The following is a 16936-nucleotide window of genomic DNA, read 5'->3' as shown; positions in this document are numbered from 1 at the left end:
TGCCCGCGTCGGGGCGACCCTTCATCGGCCGACGCGGTCCGAAAGATCACCTACTGCAAGCAACCATTGCCCTATTGCATTGGGTGAAACTCAACGGCAAGGCGAGAGAAGCCTGGCAGGAACCGCAGCCGCATGCTCATTACGGCGGCTGGCTAGTGCGGTCACGGACACTCCGTCACGACAACCTCGATCTGGAGAACCATGAGTACACAGCGATATGAAGTGGCAATCCTCGGCTCGGGACTCGGCGGCTCCATGCTCGCGTGCATCCTTGCTCGGCACGGCGTCTCGACTCTCTTGCTCGAGGGGGCGAGCCATCCGAGATTCGCGATCGGCGAATCCCTGATTCCCGAAACCGGCCTGCGTATGCGTATCGTCGCCGACAAGTACGGTGTCCCGGAGATCGGATGGATAGGCACGTTCCACCAAGTGCGCAAGCACGTGAGCAGCAACTGCGGCGTAAAGCGTTCGTTCGGCTTCATGTATCACCGTCCTGGCGAAGAGAACCGGCCCGAAGAGATCAACCAGTTCGGCACGCTCGCTCCGCCGGTCGGCCCGGATTCGCACCTGTTTCGCCAGGACACCGACGCCTTCCTCGCCGCGCTGTCGACGAAGTATGGCGCGACGTTCCGATCCCAGACGCGCATCACCGCGATCTCCTTCGGCGAGGACGAGGTCGAGCTGCGCGCGGACTCGGGTGACACCTTCCGTGCCAAACTCCTCATCGACGCTTCGGGAATGCGCTCGATGGTCTCGGACCAACTCGGGCTGCGCGATGAGGTGCCCCGCTTTCGAACCAACACACGCGCGATCTACACCCACATGACGGGTATCCGGAGCGCCGACCTGCTACTGAACCCCGAAGCCCAGCGCGACCTGATCTCGCCGCTCGGTCAATCCACCATGCATCACGTCTTCGATGGTGGCTGGATGTGGGTGATCCCGTTCGGCAATCATCGCGATGCCACCAACCCGCTGACGAGCGTCGGGCTGATGCTCGACCGGCGCAAATACCCCGAGCCGCGCGGGACGCCGCAAGAGGAGTTCCGCCGGATCATCTCTGCCTACCCGACGGTGGCGCGGCACTTTGCCGACGCGGACGCCGCGCGGCCCTGGGTCAGATCGGGCCGCATCCAGTACTCCTCGAAACATCTCCTTGCGCCTCGCCTGATCCAGCTTCCGCACGCGGCAGCCTTCATCGACCCGCTCTACTCAAGCGGGATGTCGGTACTCATCGCCGCGGTCGACCTAATCGCGGAGGAACTGCTGGGAGCCGTCGCCGAGAACGATTACGCGACCGAGCGGTTCAAGTTCATGGAAGACGTGGTCAACCGAGGGTTCGATCACTATGACACGGTCGTGTCGGGCTCGTTCGACTCGTTCGCCGACTACGACACGTGGAATGCCTGGAATCGCAACTGGGTGATGGGAAGCCTGCTCGGTACGTTCGGTCCGCTGTCCCTGCTGATGCGCTATCACAAGACGAAGGATCGCCTGCACCTACAGCAGACGACCGAGCCAGGGCGTATCGGAGTGCTGGGCAGTCACCTTCCTGGTGTCATTGACATGACCCGCGCCTCGCGTGCCGACATGGATGCCGTCATCGAGGGCCGGCTGACCCACCGGGAGGCCAGCGACCGCATCTTCGCCCGATTCGGCGCGATCGACTTCTTGCCGCCGTACATGGGGTTTGGCGATCCGAAGAAGACCGCCACAGCGACCTTCACGTTGCTTCCCGGCGCCCGGCACGTCCTGTGGTACCGACGGCACGGCGACGCCGTCTTCCGAGACAATTGCGACTTCCCCTTGTCGACCTACGCCCTGGATAGCGCCGGCTTCATGCTGGGTGAGGCGCGCGATGCGTGGCGGCGCAGTTTCTCCGCCGTGCGCGATGTCTTCTCCGCCGACAACGGCGACTGGCGCCACACCGCGCCCGCCCTGGCCGCGCATCCCGAACTCGCCACAGCTGTGCCCGCACTTGCGGCACACCACAGTGGCGGCGCGCCACTCCAGAGTTCCCCAGACCTTCAAGACGTTTCGAAAGGAGATCGCAGTGAGGCTGAGTAAGCGTCTGCGTCGACTGCTCCCCGGAGTGCTCGCCATCGTGGTCGGCGCATCGCTGTACGTCGGCGGGAGCTCGGCGGTCGCCGTCTCGGGCGAAGCACAGACCGCCGCCCACTACAAGTTCCAGGAACAGCCGATCGCGTTACCCCCCGGTTACAACAACCAGCACATGAACACGATCCGGCAGGTGAACCCGGCGTTCGAGAAGATCCGTTCCTGGATCTCAGCTGTCGGAGCAAGCGTCGCCATCAACGACGTCACCGGCCATGGCCGCGCGGACGGCATGTGCATCGTCGACACCCGGACCAACGATGTGATCGTCACGTACACGCCCACCGCACGGGTCGCTGACAGGTTCACTCCGTTCGTCCTGAACCCGACGCCATTGCCCTACGACAACACGATGGCACCGACGGGCTGCGCGGCCGGCGACTTCACCGGCGACGGTCGCATCGGTTTCCTCGTGACGTACTGGGGCCGCACTCCGATATTGTTCCTCCCCAAGTCGACAGCTGACACGCCCGCACCTGGTGCCTATCTGGCGCGAGAGCTCATTCCCGCGGAGTCGACGGACGGCAAGTACCACGGACCCCGCTGGAACACCGACGCCGCCTACATCGCAGACCTGGACGGCAGCGGGCATCCGTCCATCATCATCGGCAACTATTTCCCCGACTCCGATGTACTGGATCCGAACGGCCTGAGAAATGTCTCGATGACCAACAGCCTGTCCTCCGGAAACAACGCTGGCGGCGATCACGTGCTTCGCTGGTACAGCGCGACGTCGGGCGCCCATCCGAGCGCCCAATACGTCGAGGAGAAGGCGGCGATCCCGTTCCAGATCTCTACCGGATGGACGCTGGCGGTCTCCGGAGCCGATCTGACCGGTGACGGCTTGCCCGAGATTTACATCGCCAACGATTTCGGCCATGGCCACCTGCTCTACAACGAGTCGACTCGAGGCCACGTCAAGTTTCTTGAGGCCAAAGGCGCGCGGACGCCGACGACTCCCAAGTCCTTCATCGTCGGCAATGGCTCCTTCAAGGGCATGGGTATCGACTTCGCCGACCTGAACGGCGAGGGCAAATTCGACTTCCTCATCAGCAACATCAACGTGGCCTGGGGCTTGGAGGAGAGCAACCTGCTCTTCATGAACGATGCCAAGAATGATGCCGACATGGCGCAGCAACTGAGCAAGGGCGTCGCCCCATTCACCCAGAAGGCTCAGCAGTACGGCCTAGCCTGGACCGGCTGGTGCTGGGACGTCAAGACGGGTGACTTCCTCAACAACGGCCAGCAGGAAGTGCTTCAGACCGACGGCTTCATCAAGGGCGACATCAATCGCTGGAACTGGCTGCAGGAGGCGGCTACGGAAAATGACGATCTGCTGAGCAACCCGGCCATGTGGCCCAATTTCCAGCCCGGCGACGACATGTCGGGCAACGAGGCCATCGCCTTCTACGCCAAGAACTCCAGCGGCACCTACGTAAACATCAACTCCGAATTGGGCCTCGCGGTGCCGACGCCGACCCGCGCCATCGCCACCGGCGACACGACCGGCACCGGCACCCTGGACTTCGCGGTGGCCCGGCAATGGGGACCGCCGGCTTTCTACGCCAACGAGTCGCCGGACCTCGGCAAGTCGATCGAGCTCAAGCTCTACCGTCCGGCCAACGACCCAGCCGCTGCCGGCAAGGGCCTCGAGTCGATCGGAACGCCGGCCTACGGCGCCACCGTCCGGATCACGACCCCGGGAGGCAGCCAGGTCTCGCAGGTCGATGGCGGCGGCGGACACGTCGGATTCCGCAGCTTCGACGTCCACTTCGGGGTCGGTTCGTACAGCGGTCCGGTATCCGTCCACATTCAATGGCATGACGCCGACGGCGGCCTTCACCAACAGACGCTTTCACTCACGCCCGGTGTCCACACGCTCATGCTCATCAGCGCCGCTCAGGAGGTTTCGAGCCGATGACCGCTGTCGCGAACCGTCCCCTGGCTGACAGTGCTCCACCGAGCGCAACGGCCAAGCCCTCGAAGCCGAAGCCCGATCCCCGCTATCTCGCACTGCGCAACTTCGCCCTGTCGATCACCATCTTCAACGTATTCGGCTACGCCCTGCTCGGCTTCGAGCAGCCCTACATGTGGCCCGTCTTCGCCCTGCTGACGGGCTACGCGGTCGAGATCACGTTCGAACTGATCAGCGCCTGGGCGTACCAGCGACGGCCGCGGTTCCTCGGCGGCGGTCCGCGTGGGATCTATGAATTCCTGCTGCCCGCCCACATCACGGCCCTTGCCGTCAACATGCTGCTGTACGCGAACAACCAGATCCTGCCGGTCATTTTCGGGGTGTTCGTGGGAGTGGCAGGCAAGCACGTCTTCCAGGCGCCCATCAACGGGCGGATGCGGCACTTCATGAACCCGTCCAACTTCGGCATCGCGGTCTCGCTGCTTTGTTTCGGTAGCTGGGTCAGCATCGCGCCGCCGTACCAGTTCACCGAGAACGCAAACACATTCTTCCGGATAATGATCCCGCTCATCATGATCACGGCCGGCACTGTCCTCAATGCCGTGCTCACCCGGAAGGTGCCGCTGGTCGTCGGTTGGATGGGTGGCTTCGCCATCCAGGCTTTCGTGCGACACGGCATCTGGGACGTCGCTCTTTTTTCCGCACTGGGTTCGATGACCGGCGTGGCGTTCGTCCTCTTCACCAACTACATGATTACCGACCCGGGCACGACGCCGATGAAACCGCGCGCGCAGTTCATGTTCGGCAGCTCCGTTGCGGTGATCTACGGGGTGCTGATGGAATTCAACGTCACCTACACCCTTTTCTACGCGCTCGTGGTCGTATGCGCCCTCCGCGGCATCGGCTGGTGGTCGGTCGCCCTCATCGAGCGATCCCTGTCCCGACGCGAGCCCGAGGCCACGGTGTCCGACGAAGAGGTCCCCACCACAACGCTCGACAGAACCGACCTGGAAGCGACGCCGTTATGAGCGGCGATCGACCCGCCGCAGCCCCCACTGCCCGCCGGCACCCGGGTGGGCGGTCGACCCCGGCATTGCCGAACCAGCATCCAATCAAAGGACATTCTCTGTGAGCACGACATCTATCGCCGTCATCGGCATGGCCTGCCGCTACCCCGACGCCGATGACACCGAGCAGCTGTGGGAGAACGTGCTGTCGGGCCGTCGGGCGTTCCGCAACATCCCCAGTGAGCGCCTCAACCCAGACGACTACTACGACCCCGATCCTACCGTCGAGGACAAGCACTACACCCGCAAGGCCGCGGTGATCGAGGGTTTCGAATTCGACCGGGTCAAGTACCGGATAGCCGGCAGCACCTACCGGGCAACCGACCTCACCCACTGGCTGGCGCTGGACACCGCGGCGCGAGCCCTTGCCGACGCCGGCTTCGCCGGCGGCGTGGGCCTGCCGACCGAGCAGACCGGCGTTTTCATCGGTAACAGCCTGACCGGGGAGTTCACACGAGCCAGCACCATGCGGCTGCGCTGGCCGTACGTGCGCCGAACCTTGGCCGCCGCGTTGACCGACGACGCCGGCTGGTCCTCGGAGGCGGTGACGGGCTTCCTGAGCCGACTGGAAGGCAGTTACAAGGCGCCGTTCGCCGACGTCGATGAGGACAGCTTGGCCGGTGGGCTGGCCAACACCATCGCCGGCCGGATTTGCAACCACTTCGACTTCGGTGGTGGCGGCTACATCGTGGACGGTGCCTGCGCCTCGTCGTTGCTGTCCGTCGCCACCGCGTGCAACGCGCTCGCCGACGGTCCGCTGTCGGTCGCACTGGCCGGTGGGGTGGACCTGTCCATCGATCCCTTCGAGCTGATCGGCTTCGCCAAGACCGGCGCGCTCGCCCGGCGCGAGATGCGCGTCTATGACAAGCGCTCGAACGGCTTCTGGCCGGGGGAAGGCTGCGGTGTGCTGATACTGATGCGCGACGAGGACGCTCAAGCGCTCGGCCTGCGCCGCTACGCGGTCATCCGGGGCTGGGGAATCTCCTCGGACGGCAAGGGCGGAATCACCCGACCGGAGGCTTCCGGTCACCTGCGTGCCATCCAGTGGGCCTATCAACGAGCTGGATTCGACTTCGGCAGCCTCGGTTACCTGGAAGGCCACGGCACTGGAACCGCACTGGGCGACGCCACCGAGCTGTCGGTGTTCGCGGAAGCGCGCCGGCGCGCCGCGGCCGATCTGCCACCGCTGCCGATCGGCACCATCAAGGGAAATATCGGCCATACGAAGGCCGCCGCTGGTGTCGCCGGCGTGCTCAAGGCCGTACTGGCCCTGCACCACCGCGTGATTCCCCCGATAACCGGTTCCGTCGAGGCCGCCGAGCAGATCGACGGCACGACGCTCAGGCTGCCGCGCGCCGCCGAACCGTGGCCGGCCGACCAGCCGCGCCGGGCCGGCGTCTCGTCCATGGGATTCGGCGGCATCAACGCACACATCGTTCTGGAGGGCGCGGAGTCAGGGGACACCGGGAAGGCAGCGCCCAGCGAGCTCGACGAGCGCACCCAACGGTTGTCCCGGTCACGTCAGGACGCGGAGATTCTGCTGCTCGATGCCGACTCCACCGACGAGTTGGCCGACCGCGCCGAGCAACTGATGGCCTTCGCCGAGTCGCTGTCCTACGCCGAACTCGGGGACCTGGCATCCACCTTGCAGTCCGAGCTGGCCGACCGGCCGGTTCGCGCGGCGGTGGTCGCCTCGTCCCCGGACGAAGCCACCAGCCGGCTGACCGCGCTGCAGGCGCTGGCTCGTTCCGGCGCCCGGCAGGCGCTGCAGGCCAAGCAGGGAATTTTTCTCGGCGTCGGCTCCACAGCGCCGCGAATCGGCTACCTGTTCCCCGGCCAGGGCGCGGGCAGCCGGTTCGACGGCGGGGCGCTGCGGCGGCGATTCGCCTGCGTGGACTCGCTGTACCGCCACCATCCGAACCCGGTCGGCCCCGACGCGGTGGCGACGTCGGTCGCCCAGCCTCGGATCGTCACGGCATCGCTGGCCGGTCTGCGACTGCTGACCGAACTGGGCATCAGCGCAATCGGCGCGGCCGGGCACAGCCTCGGTGAGCTGACCGCTCTGCACTGGGCCGGTGCGCTCGACGAGAACGCGGTGCTGGACGTGGCCGCGGCTCGCGGTCAGATCATGGCCTCAGCAAGTGACGGCAACGGCGGCATGGTCAGCCTGCGTGCCTCCCAGGAGCAGGCCAGGGAGCTGATCGGCGACCTGCCGCTGGTGGTCGCCGGCCTGAACGCGCCGCAGCAGACGGTCATCGCGGGTCCTGCCACTGCGCTCGACGCGGCGATGGCCGGGGCCGGACAGGCCGGCATCGACGCGGTCCGGCTTCGGGTGTCGCATGCATTCCACTCCCCCGCGGTCGCACCTGCGGCGGCCGGACTACGCCGATACGTGACCGGGCAGAACTTCCGGCAGGTCAGGTCAGGCGTCCACTCCACCGTCACCGGCGCCGAGCTGGAGCCGGATGTCGACATCCCCGAACTGTTGGAGCGGCAGGTCGCTCAGCCGGTGCTCTTCAGCAGCGCGGTGGCGGGGCTGGCGAAGACAACGGATCTGTTGATCGAGGTGGGTCCTGGCAGCATTCTCGGCGAGCTCGCGGCCCAAGTCGCGCCTTCGGTGGCGGTTGTGTCGACAGAGACGGATGCCGAATCCCTGGTCGGCGTCTTGAGGGCCGTCGGCGCACTATTCGCGGTGGGCGCCCCGGTCCGTACCGAGCTGCTCTTCACCGATCGGTTGACCCGCCCGTTGAGCACCGGTAAACGATTCCGGTTCTTCGCCAATCCGTGCGAGGCCGCACCTGGCCCGCTGGCCGGTGCGGGCAAGCCGCTGGCCGTCCAACCGGTCCCGACGCCGGCACCTGTCCTGACGCCGGCACCTGTCCTGACCGCCCTGCCAACGGCACCGGCGATCGTCGAGCCGGCCCGCGCGTCGACCGAATCGATCCTGGACACCCTGCGTCGGATAGCCGCCCAACGCGCCGAGATTCCGGTGGAGCACATCACGGCCGACACCTTGCCGCTGGATGAGTTGCATTTCTCGAGCATCACGGTGGGCCAGATCGTGAGCGAGACGACCCGCGAGCGCGGGCTGCCGGCCCCTGAGGTGGCGACCAGCTACGCCACGGCCAGCCTCGGCGACATCGCGACCTTGCTGGATGAGCTGGCCAGCAGCGGATCCACCTTCCAAGTCGACCGGTCGGCGATCGACGGACTCGACCCGTGGGTGCATGCCTTCGCCACCGAGCTCCGCGCTATCGAGCTGGCCGAGCTGCCGACGGCCCGGTCGACCGAAGCATCACCGGCTGATTCCTGGCGTGCGTTTGCACGGTCGGCCGAGGGATTCGCCGAGGCGCTCGGTCGGCGGCTGGAGCGCTCCGGTCTCGGTTCTGGAGTGCTGCTGGACGTTCCTCGCCTCGGTACTCCTGATGCCGGGCAGGTCATGATCGCGGCCGCACGCGAGGGTTCGGCTACGGCGCGGTTCGTCGCCATCGATGGTGCCGCGGCATTCGGTCGAACCCTGTACCTGGAGCACCCGGAGGTCTCGACCACGGTTCTCATTCTCGACCCGGAGTTGGACAAGGCGGCTCCCACGGCCGAGCTGATGGGCCTGGCGGCTCGCTGCGTTGCCGCGACCGACGGGTTCGGTCAGTTCTATCTCGGTGCGGACGGGGCGGTGCGGGTCGCCGAGCTGGCGCACTATCCGGACCAGGCAGAATCGCTCGAGCCGTACCTGAGCAGCGAAGATGTGCTGCTGGTCACCGGGGGCGGCAAAGGGATCACGGCCGAATGCGCGCTACAGCTGACAGCCGACACCGGCGCCAAGCTCGCGCTGTTCGGCCGCTCGGATCCACGCACCGACCCGGAATTGGCGGCCAACCTGGCTCGCATCGGGCAGCACGCGGTGACCAGCCGGTACTACCGGGTGGACGTCACCCGGGCCATCGAGGTGGCGAGCGCGATCGAGGCGGTCCGCGGCGAGCTGGGTCCGGTCACCGCCGTACTGCACGGCGCCGGAGTGAATCGGCCGCAGCCCATCTCCGCGCTGGACAGCGCCGAGTTCGACCGCACCATCGCGGTCAAGATCGGCGGCCTGGAGAACGTGCTGAGGTGTGTCGAGGAGGACTCGTTGAGGCTGCTGGTCACCTTCGGCAGCATCATCGGCCGGGCGGGGCTGCCAGGTGAGGGGCACTATGCCAGCGCCAATGACTGGCTGGCCGAACGCACCCGCGAGTACGCGCTGGCCCATCCGGTGGTCCGGTGCCGGTGCATCGAGTGGTCGGTGTGGTCCGGGTCGGGCATGGGTGAGCGGCTCGGCGTGCTGGACTCGCTGATCCGTTCCGGCATCGAGCCGATTCCCACCGAAGCCGGCATCGCTGCCTGCACCCGGCTGATCGACCAGCCGGACGCCCCGACCGTGCCGGTCGTGATGGGCCGTGTCCGGGGGCTGCCCACCATCCGGTTCGCCGACGCCGCCCTGCCGCTGCTGCGTTTCATCGATCGGACGGTGCATCACATCGCTGGCGTCGAGCTGATCACCGAGACCGAGCTCTCGGCCGGGACCGACCTTTACCTGGCTGACCACGACCTGGACGGGGACCTGCTATTTCCGGCGGTGATGGGCCTGGAGGCGATGGCGCAGGCGGGGGCGGCATTGACCGGCAACCAGGCGGTGCCCGGTTTCGAGGACGTGCGGTTCTTCCGGCCACTGGTCGTGCCGAAGCACGGAAGCGCGACGATGCGGATCGCCGCCCAGGTAACCGGCCCGGGGCGGGTGCAGGTGGCGATCCGCAGCAACGAGACCGGGTTCCAGGTGGATCACTTCAAGGCCACCCTGGTGCAGCCGCGCCCAGAGATCGAGGGCACCGTCATGCCGCCCTTCATCGACCAGACACCCTTGCTGCCGCTTGATCCCGGCCGCGATCTCTATGGCCAGATCATGTTCCAGGGCAACAGATTCAAGCGCGTGCTCGGCTACCGGTTCAGCTCGGCCACCTCCTGCGTGGCCGAGGTAGCGGTCCACAACGACGAGCAGTGGTTCGCGGCCTATCTACCCAACCGGCTGCTTCTCGGCGACCCAGGGGCCCGGGATGCGTTCATGCACGCCATCCAGTGCTGCGTGCCGACCGCGACGCTTCTGCCGTCGGGCATCGACAAGCTGTACGCCGCGACCGCGCAGGCCATCAACCAGTCCGACCAGGTGACCGTCTACGCCATGGAACGGCAGTGCGACGGGGATGTCTACGTCTACGACCTCGACCTGCGCGCGCCGTCCGGCAAGGTGATCGCGCACTGGAGCGGGCTGACCCTGCACGCGGTGCGCAAGACGCCGGGGTCCGGACCGTGGCATCCCGCTCTGCTCGGGCCACATCTCGAGCGACGGCTGAACCACGGCGAAACCCATCACCGGGTGGTGCTGGTCGCCGACCCGACCGGTAGCGAGCCGGTCAGCCGGCGAGCCAACACCGCCGCGGCGGCGCACGTGGCGCTCGGTCATGAAGCGGTGCTGAACTACCGGCCGGACGGCAAGCCGGAAAGCACCGACGGCCGGCAGGTCAGCGCCTCGCACGGAGCCGGCGTGACCCTGCTTCTGGCCGCGGAGCCGCCGGTGGCGTGCGACATCGAACCGGTCGGATACCGGGAACCTGCGGTCTGGCGGGACCTGCTCGGCGCCGCGGGATACCGGTTGGCCGAACAGCTCGCAGCCGAACGCAACGAGCCGCTCGATGTCGCGGGCACTCGGGTGTGGGGGGCTGTGGAGTGCGTGCGCAAGAGCGGCCACGCGATAGTGCCCGCGCTGTCGCTGGCCGACGAGGGCGCCGAGCCGAGTTGGGCCACCTTCTCAGCCGGCAGCAGCCGCGTGCTCAGCTTCAGCACCCGGCTGAGTTCGGCGACCGAACCAGTCGTGATCACACTTCTGTCGGAGACGGCTGATGTCTGAGTACTACGAGTTCAAGCATCTGGTGGGTCTTGAGGAAACGAACCTCGTCGGCAACGTCTACTACGCGAACTACGTTCGTTGGCAAGGGCGGTGCCGGGAGATGTTCCTTCGAGAGAATGCACCGGAAATCCTGTCCGAGTTACAGAACGATCTGAAGTTGTTCACTCTCAAGTGCGAGTGCGAATTCTTCGCCGAGCTCACCGCCTTCGACGAGATCGCCATCAGGATGCGGCTGGAGGACATGGCCCGCAGCCAGCTCGGATTCAGCTTCGACTACGTGCGACTCGGCCCGGGCGGCGGCACCAACCTGGTGGCTCGGGGGCGACAGCGGATCGCCTGCATGCGGGGCCCGAACAACGACACCAGGCCGGTCGATATACCTTCCGCGTTGCGCCAGGCGTTGGAGCCCTACTCGGTGAATCTGGAACGTCGCCCACTGGCCGGCTCCGGAGGTGGCGGATGACCGCGCCCCAGGCCGTGCCGGTCGGGCGGCAGCTTCGATCCACCCTGGGCTGTTTCGCTACCGGCATCACCGTGGTGGCGACCGGCGGCCAGCAGCCGCACGGAATGACGGCGAACTCGTTCACCTCCGTGTCCATCGAGCCGCCATTGGTGCTGGTCTGCGTCCGGGTTGACGCGGTGTTTCACGAGAGCCTTCGGGCGTTCGGCAGCTACTCGGTCAACGTGCTTTCGGCAGCTCAGGAAGAGGTGGCCAGGCACTTCGCCAACCCTGCACGCCATGCCGTGGGCAACGAGTTCCCCCTCGGCAACTGGTCTACGAGCGAGCAGACCGGCGCGCTGCTGCTGCGCGACTCACACGCCTGGCTGGACTGCCGGCTCGAGCAGGTCTATGACGGCGGCGATCACTCCATCTTCCTGGGCCGGGTGCTCGACTTCGGTGCCGACATCGCCGCCGAGCCGCTGCTGTACTACGAGGGCGAATACCACAACCTATCTCGATCGCAGTTCACCGTGCCCCACCGTGACAGCGGTGCACGCCGAACGGCCGACGCCCTGCGATCGGCATCGGTACCAACGTGACAGCACGACGAAGCGCCGGCGGGCAATCGGCGCCATCGGCGCATTGCCGATCGAGTAGGGCACGCCGGCGCCATTGCCGGCTCCGGTCGAAACACCGCCCGGCCGGCCGCATCTTGAGGAGACCACATGACTTCCAATTACACAGACATAATCGTGGGCTGCGGTTCCGCCGGAGCCGCGCTGACCCTGCGCCTGAGCGGGGATCCGACCCGGCGACTGCTGGTCATCGAGGCCGGTCCGGACCTGGTCGGTCGGCAGGTGCCGGACACCATCCGCTACGGAAGGGAAATGTCCTTCGCCGATCATGATTGGGACTTTCGAGCCGAAGCGGTGGACGGTCGCCGGGTCCGCTTCCCGCGAGGAAAGCTGACCGGCGGCTCGTCGGCGGTGGGTGCCACGATCGGCCTGCGCGGCATGCCGAGAGATTACGACGAGTGGGCCGCGCTCGGCAACGAGGGCTGGGCCTGGGCGGACGTGCTGCCCTACTTCCGCAAACTGGAGCGTGATCTCGACTTCAGCGACGAATGGCACGGCAGCGATGGGCCGGTCCCGATCCGTCGATTCGCGGATGAAGAGCTCAGCCCGCTGCAGAGCAGCTTCACCGCCGCCTGCATCGACCGGGGATTTCCGGACGTCAAGGATCACAACAACCCGACCGCGACCGGCGTGGGATCGATCCCGTCCACCCGACTGGACGCCCAGCATCGGTTCACCACCGCGATCGGCTACCTGGCGCCTGCCCGGCAGCGCGCGAACGTGACCGTAGTCGCCGACAGCTTCGCCCGCAGGCTGATTCTCGAACACGGTCGTACGGTGGGAGTCGAGATGGAACGAGCCGGCGGGACGGAGACTGTCCGAGCCGATCGGGTGATCGTGGCCGCCGGCTCGGTGGCCACCCCGCTGCTGTTGATGCGCTCAGGCATCGGTCCCCGCGCGGAGCTTGCCCGGCTCGGGATCGATGTGGTGGTCGACCTGCCAGGTGTGGGCGCCAACCTGATCGATCATCCGCGCACCGGAGCCTTCATGGTGGCCGATGCCAGTGTCTGGGACCGATCCATGCCGTTCCTTCAGACCATCCTGCGTACTACCTCGACCGGTTCCACCGAGCTCAACGACATGCAGTATTACATGATCAATTACTTTGACCTGCGGTACTTCCCCGAGTTGCAGATGCTTTCCGGCGCCCCGGTGATCGGCGGCGTCATGGTCTGCGGGCAGCGGCCGAAGTCTCGCGGCCGGCTTACCCTCACCTCCGCCGATCCGGCTGAGCGGCCGCTGATCGATCTCAACTTTCTTTCCGACGAACGGGATCTAAGCACCTTGCGGGAAGGGGTCCGGCTGGCCTGGGACCTGCTGAACAGCGACCAACTGGCACCCCATATGCAACGGCCATTGATCGTCCACGACGCCATGATCGAGAACGACGAGATCCTGGATGTCTACCTGCGCAGCAGCGTCGACAGCGCGTACCACCCGGTCGGCACCGCACGCATGGGACCGGCCGACGACCAGAATGCGGTGGTCGACAGTCGAGGCGCGGTGTACGGCGTCGACGGCCTCTATGTCTGCGACGCTTCGATCATGCCAAACATCCCGAGTGCGAACACAAACCTGACCTCCATCATGATCGGGGAGAAGATGTCCGACCACTTCCTGGGAATGTGAGCCGGGTGGTCCGAGCGGCCGCTCCAGGCGGTTGCTCGGGCCGCACCCGTCTGAGCTGGATGACGCTACGCTGTATCTCTGGAGTCCTCATCGCCCTGGCCGGCGTCGAACGTATTGTCGTCGGCCGACTTCGCAGCGGCAGGTTTTCCGCTGTCGCCACCGATTCACCGCGGCGGCTGCGGTGACCCCATGTTCACCCCTGAGCAGCACCGAAGTGCATCCGTTGTGACGAACGGTGGGGACCCGAGGCCGGTCGACGGGGCATTGCGGGAAGGCACGAAAACCTTCGAGGGCTCGTTCGCAAAAACAGCTCGCGCTCCACTCGAACGTCTTCGCTTTGTCAGCCGACCGCGCGGGCCGACAACCGTGTTGCCGCGGCACACCGCGCGGATCACCATCAATGCCAGGGCATCTTCGGGAACCACCCGATGCCGAACACCGCCGGAAGTTGAACGACCCAGTAAACCAGGGAGAAAGATCCTCCGACCAGCCACGCCATCGCGGTCGCTGTGGTGGTTCGAGTGCACTTGCGGCCCAGCGCAATTGGGGAAGCGGGTCATTGACGATACCAGGAAGAGCAAGCCCATCACCAGCATGTTGTCAACCGCGACGAGGATGAAGGTGGCGGCTCCGTACGCGGCGTCGTGGGTACTCGCGGCGTGGGCAAAAATCTTGTGGAACAACGGCCATGGCCATCCGATCAGAAAGCCTCCGATGAGCACCCCGGCGACCACGTATCCGGCGGGTTGCCACCGTTCGGACAGCCGGTCCACCATCGAGGGCAGCGCTCCTAGCGCGGCCAGTCCCAGGTAGAGCATGACCAGGCCGATCAGGCCGAACACGATCGTCGATTGCAACAACCTGACCGGCAGGTGGTGCGATCCGACCGTGCCCGTGGACAGCTCCGGTATGTGGCTGTCGATCAGCGCACCGATCGCGCCATAAGTACCGGCCACGATGATCGCACCGAACGACAGCCAGCCAAGGGGCGCATGGCACGCCGCAGACGACCGGACATTGTCGCATCGTCCTGCAAGTGCGGGGCGATGGCCGAGAAGACGGCGACGTTGCAGGCGGTGAACGTTCCGGCCAGGCCGGTCACCAGCGCGAATACTAGCCGGACCACCGTTCCTGACAGGCTTGCCGATTCTGCATTGCCGCCGAGCAGGCCGTTGGCGGTGTTGACACCAATGTCCTCATCTACCAGCCGGGCCGACCAGAGCACTGCGATGGCAATACCAAGCAGCAGGCTGATCGCGGTGAGCGGGCCGGGGCGCAACCGGGATGGCCTCGATGAAAGCGCGCTGGATGGCCGCGCGGAGGTTGGTGGATCCTCCTCGCCGAGCGGCTGGGTGGTCGTCGTCATGGTGCCTCCGGTCGTTGGTTGGCCTGCGTCGCCGCGGGCAGGGAAAGCGCTGGAAAGGGCCAGAGTGGTTGTAGCTTCATGTGCCTGCGACCAGATCCGTCGTCCCCGGCTCTAATGCCGGTCGATCAGGACAAAGTTCTTCAGCAGATGACCGGACAGCGCCGCGCGCGCTGAGGCGGCGTTGACCCACATCAGCTTCCTGCCCGGATCGGTTTCTCAGACGAGCCGTACGGTTCGGCCGGCATCCGGCTGACGGCCAGCCGAAGCAACGGCGGCGCCATCATCGAGGTGAGCACCGCGATCAGCACGATCACCGTGTAGGATGCCGGGTTGAGCACGTCCAGCCGCAGCCCGACCACCGCGACGATCAACTCGACCACGCCGCGGGCGTTGAGTCCCGCGCCCAACGCCACTCCCTGCCAGTGGCTCAGCCTTCCGATCCGGGCGCCGAGATAGCTGCCGACGAACTTGGAGGCAACCGCGACAGCAAGCAGCGCGAGGCCGGAGCCGAGCACTGCCGGCTTGCCGAGCAAGCCGAGGTCGACCCGTAGACCGGCGGTGGCGAAGAACAGCGGTGCGAGCACCGCGAGCACCACCGTGCGCAGCGCCAGCGAGGCGGACAGATCGAGCAGCCTGGACGAGCTGATCAGCAGGCCGCCGAGGAAGGCGCCCAAGATCGGCTCCATGCCCAACGCCTGGGTGCCAGCGCCACAGAGCAGCAGCAGCACCACGACCACAGCCGCTCGGGACCCTGGGTTCGGCGAGGCGTTGGCGAGCCGGAGCACGGCCCGGACCACCGGCCGGCCAACGGTCACGGTGACCAGCAGGATCAGCGCCAGGTAGCCCAGTGGCTTGCCCAACGCCCCCATCCGGAAACCGGTGGTTGCGGTGGCGGAGAGCACCGAAAGCAGGAGCCAACCGACGATGTCGTCCACAGCCGCCGAACCCATGATCAGCTGGCCGATGGTCTGGTCGAACAGGCCCATCTGCATCAGCGCGCTGGCGATCACGGGGATAGCAGAGATGCAGACCGCCACCCCGATGAACACGGCGAACTCGGCGCGATCCGTGCTGGCCGACCGCAACGCATGGGGTAACAGCAGGCCGGTGACAATACCGACCCCGAGCGGCACGATCAGCGCGCCAGCGCCGACCCAGGCCACACCACGCCGATGCCTTCGGATCAGCCGGAGATCGAGCTGACTACCGGCGCTGCCCACCAGCAGCAACACGCCGAGCTGGCCGACCGCGTCCAGCAGGTGCATCTGGTTGGCGTCGTACGGCAGAAGCCAGTCCGACAAGCTTGGAACAATTCTGTGCATCAGGGTCGGGCCGAACAGCACGCCGGCCGCCAGCTCACCGACCACCGCCGGCATACCCAGCCGAGTGGCCAGCACGCCGAGTAGCACGGCCATCCCAAGCAGCAGTCCCATTTGAAGCAGGAACAACAGCAACTGATGTCCGGCGAGCGAAGCAACCGGGGCCATCACCAGGATCGAAGTCATCTGTCTTCGTCTCCTCGAGCCAGGATCAGCTCACCGAGTCGAGAGAGAGCGCGCGCATCGAGCCGCCGGATGGCGCGCGTAAGGGCAGCACTTGTCCAGGCGATTGCTTGCGTCAGCAGCTCGGTCGCCGCCGGATCGACTTCGCCAAGCCGCTCGATCACGTCGGATCGGCTAACGTGGCGCGGGCGCCGAGGCGCTAGCCCGGGGCTTTCATGGTGGCGGCGTGCCGGTGAACTGAAAAGTGCTCCAGGTCAACGATGATCGAGGTTCTTGAGGCCAGATCGTCGTCAACAAGGAGCACCTTCAGGGTGAAGAATATCGGTT

11 protein-coding genes are annotated in these 16936 nt (G+C 66.3%); 7 read left to right on the top strand and 4 right to left on the bottom strand.

Annotated features, from left to right (window positions below; translation table 11 throughout):
* The first annotated feature begins 222 nt into the window (after positions 1-222).
* From RM423_RS17785 to RM423_RS17755, 7 genes are all read left to right on the top strand, one after another.
* Positions 223-2067: an NAD(P)/FAD-dependent oxidoreductase gene (locus tag RM423_RS17785; RefSeq protein WP_311424388.1), complete on the top strand. Its 1845-nt coding sequence runs from the start codon at positions 223-225 to the stop codon at positions 2065-2067.
* Positions 2054-4036: a CRTAC1 family protein gene (locus RM423_RS17780; RefSeq protein ID WP_311424387.1), complete on the top strand. Its 1983-nt coding sequence runs from the start codon at positions 2054-2056 to the stop codon at positions 4034-4036. Before RM423_RS17785 ends, RM423_RS17780 begins: the two co-directional genes overlap by 14 nt.
* A complete protein-coding gene (locus RM423_RS17775) occupies positions 4033-5058 on the top strand; it encodes an enediyne biosynthesis protein UnbU (protein WP_311424386.1) in 1026 nt (341 codons plus the stop codon). The genes RM423_RS17780 and RM423_RS17775 overlap by 4 nt, the downstream gene beginning before the upstream one ends.
* Positions 5059-5158: 100 nt before the next feature.
* Positions 5159-11035, top strand: coding sequence for a type I polyketide synthase (locus tag RM423_RS17770; RefSeq protein ID WP_311424385.1), 5877 nt, complete (start codon positions 5159-5161; stop codon positions 11033-11035).
* Entirely contained in the window at positions 11028-11498 is a 471-nt protein-coding gene (locus RM423_RS17765) for an acyl-CoA thioesterase (protein ID WP_311424384.1), read from the top strand. Before RM423_RS17770 ends, RM423_RS17765 begins: the two co-directional genes overlap by 8 nt.
* Entirely contained in the window at positions 11495-12076 is a 582-nt protein-coding gene (locus RM423_RS17760; protein WP_311424383.1) for a flavin reductase family protein, read from the top strand. Before RM423_RS17765 ends, RM423_RS17760 begins: the two co-directional genes overlap by 4 nt.
* Positions 12077-12202: 126 nt before the next feature.
* On the top strand, positions 12203-13741 hold the full coding sequence (locus RM423_RS17755) for a GMC family oxidoreductase (protein WP_311424382.1): 1539 nt from the start codon (positions 12203-12205) through the stop codon (positions 13739-13741).
* Positions 13742-13905: 164 nt separating this feature from the next.
* Here the strand turns inward: RM423_RS17755 and RM423_RS17750 are convergent, their stop codons facing one another.
* The 4 genes from RM423_RS17750 to RM423_RS17735 form a co-directional block, all read right to left on the bottom strand.
* Positions 13906-14697, bottom strand: a complete 792-nt coding sequence (locus tag RM423_RS17750; protein ID WP_311424381.1) for a hypothetical protein — start codon at positions 14695-14697, stop codon at positions 13906-13908.
* A complete protein-coding gene (locus RM423_RS17745) occupies positions 14664-15020 on the bottom strand; it encodes a hypothetical protein (protein ID WP_311424380.1) in 357 nt (118 codons plus the stop codon). The genes RM423_RS17750 and RM423_RS17745 overlap by 34 nt, the downstream gene beginning before the upstream one ends.
* A 278-nt stretch (positions 15021-15298) precedes the next feature.
* Positions 15299-16612 (bottom strand): cation:proton antiporter, encoded by a 1314-nt coding sequence (locus RM423_RS17740; protein ID WP_311424379.1) that lies wholly within the window; start codon positions 16610-16612, stop codon positions 15299-15301.
* Positions 16609-16773, bottom strand: coding sequence for a hypothetical protein (locus tag RM423_RS17735; protein WP_311424378.1), 165 nt, complete (start codon positions 16771-16773; stop codon positions 16609-16611). Before RM423_RS17735 ends, RM423_RS17740 begins: the two co-directional genes overlap by 4 nt.
* Between the last annotated feature and the right edge of the window lie 163 nt (positions 16774-16936).

Source organism: Jatrophihabitans lederbergiae (genome assembly GCF_031845305.1).
Classification (GTDB): Bacteria; Actinomycetota; Actinomycetes; order Mycobacteriales; family Jatrophihabitantaceae; genus Jatrophihabitans_A; species Jatrophihabitans_A lederbergiae.
This window is presented reverse-complemented; position numbering and strand designations above follow the sequence as displayed.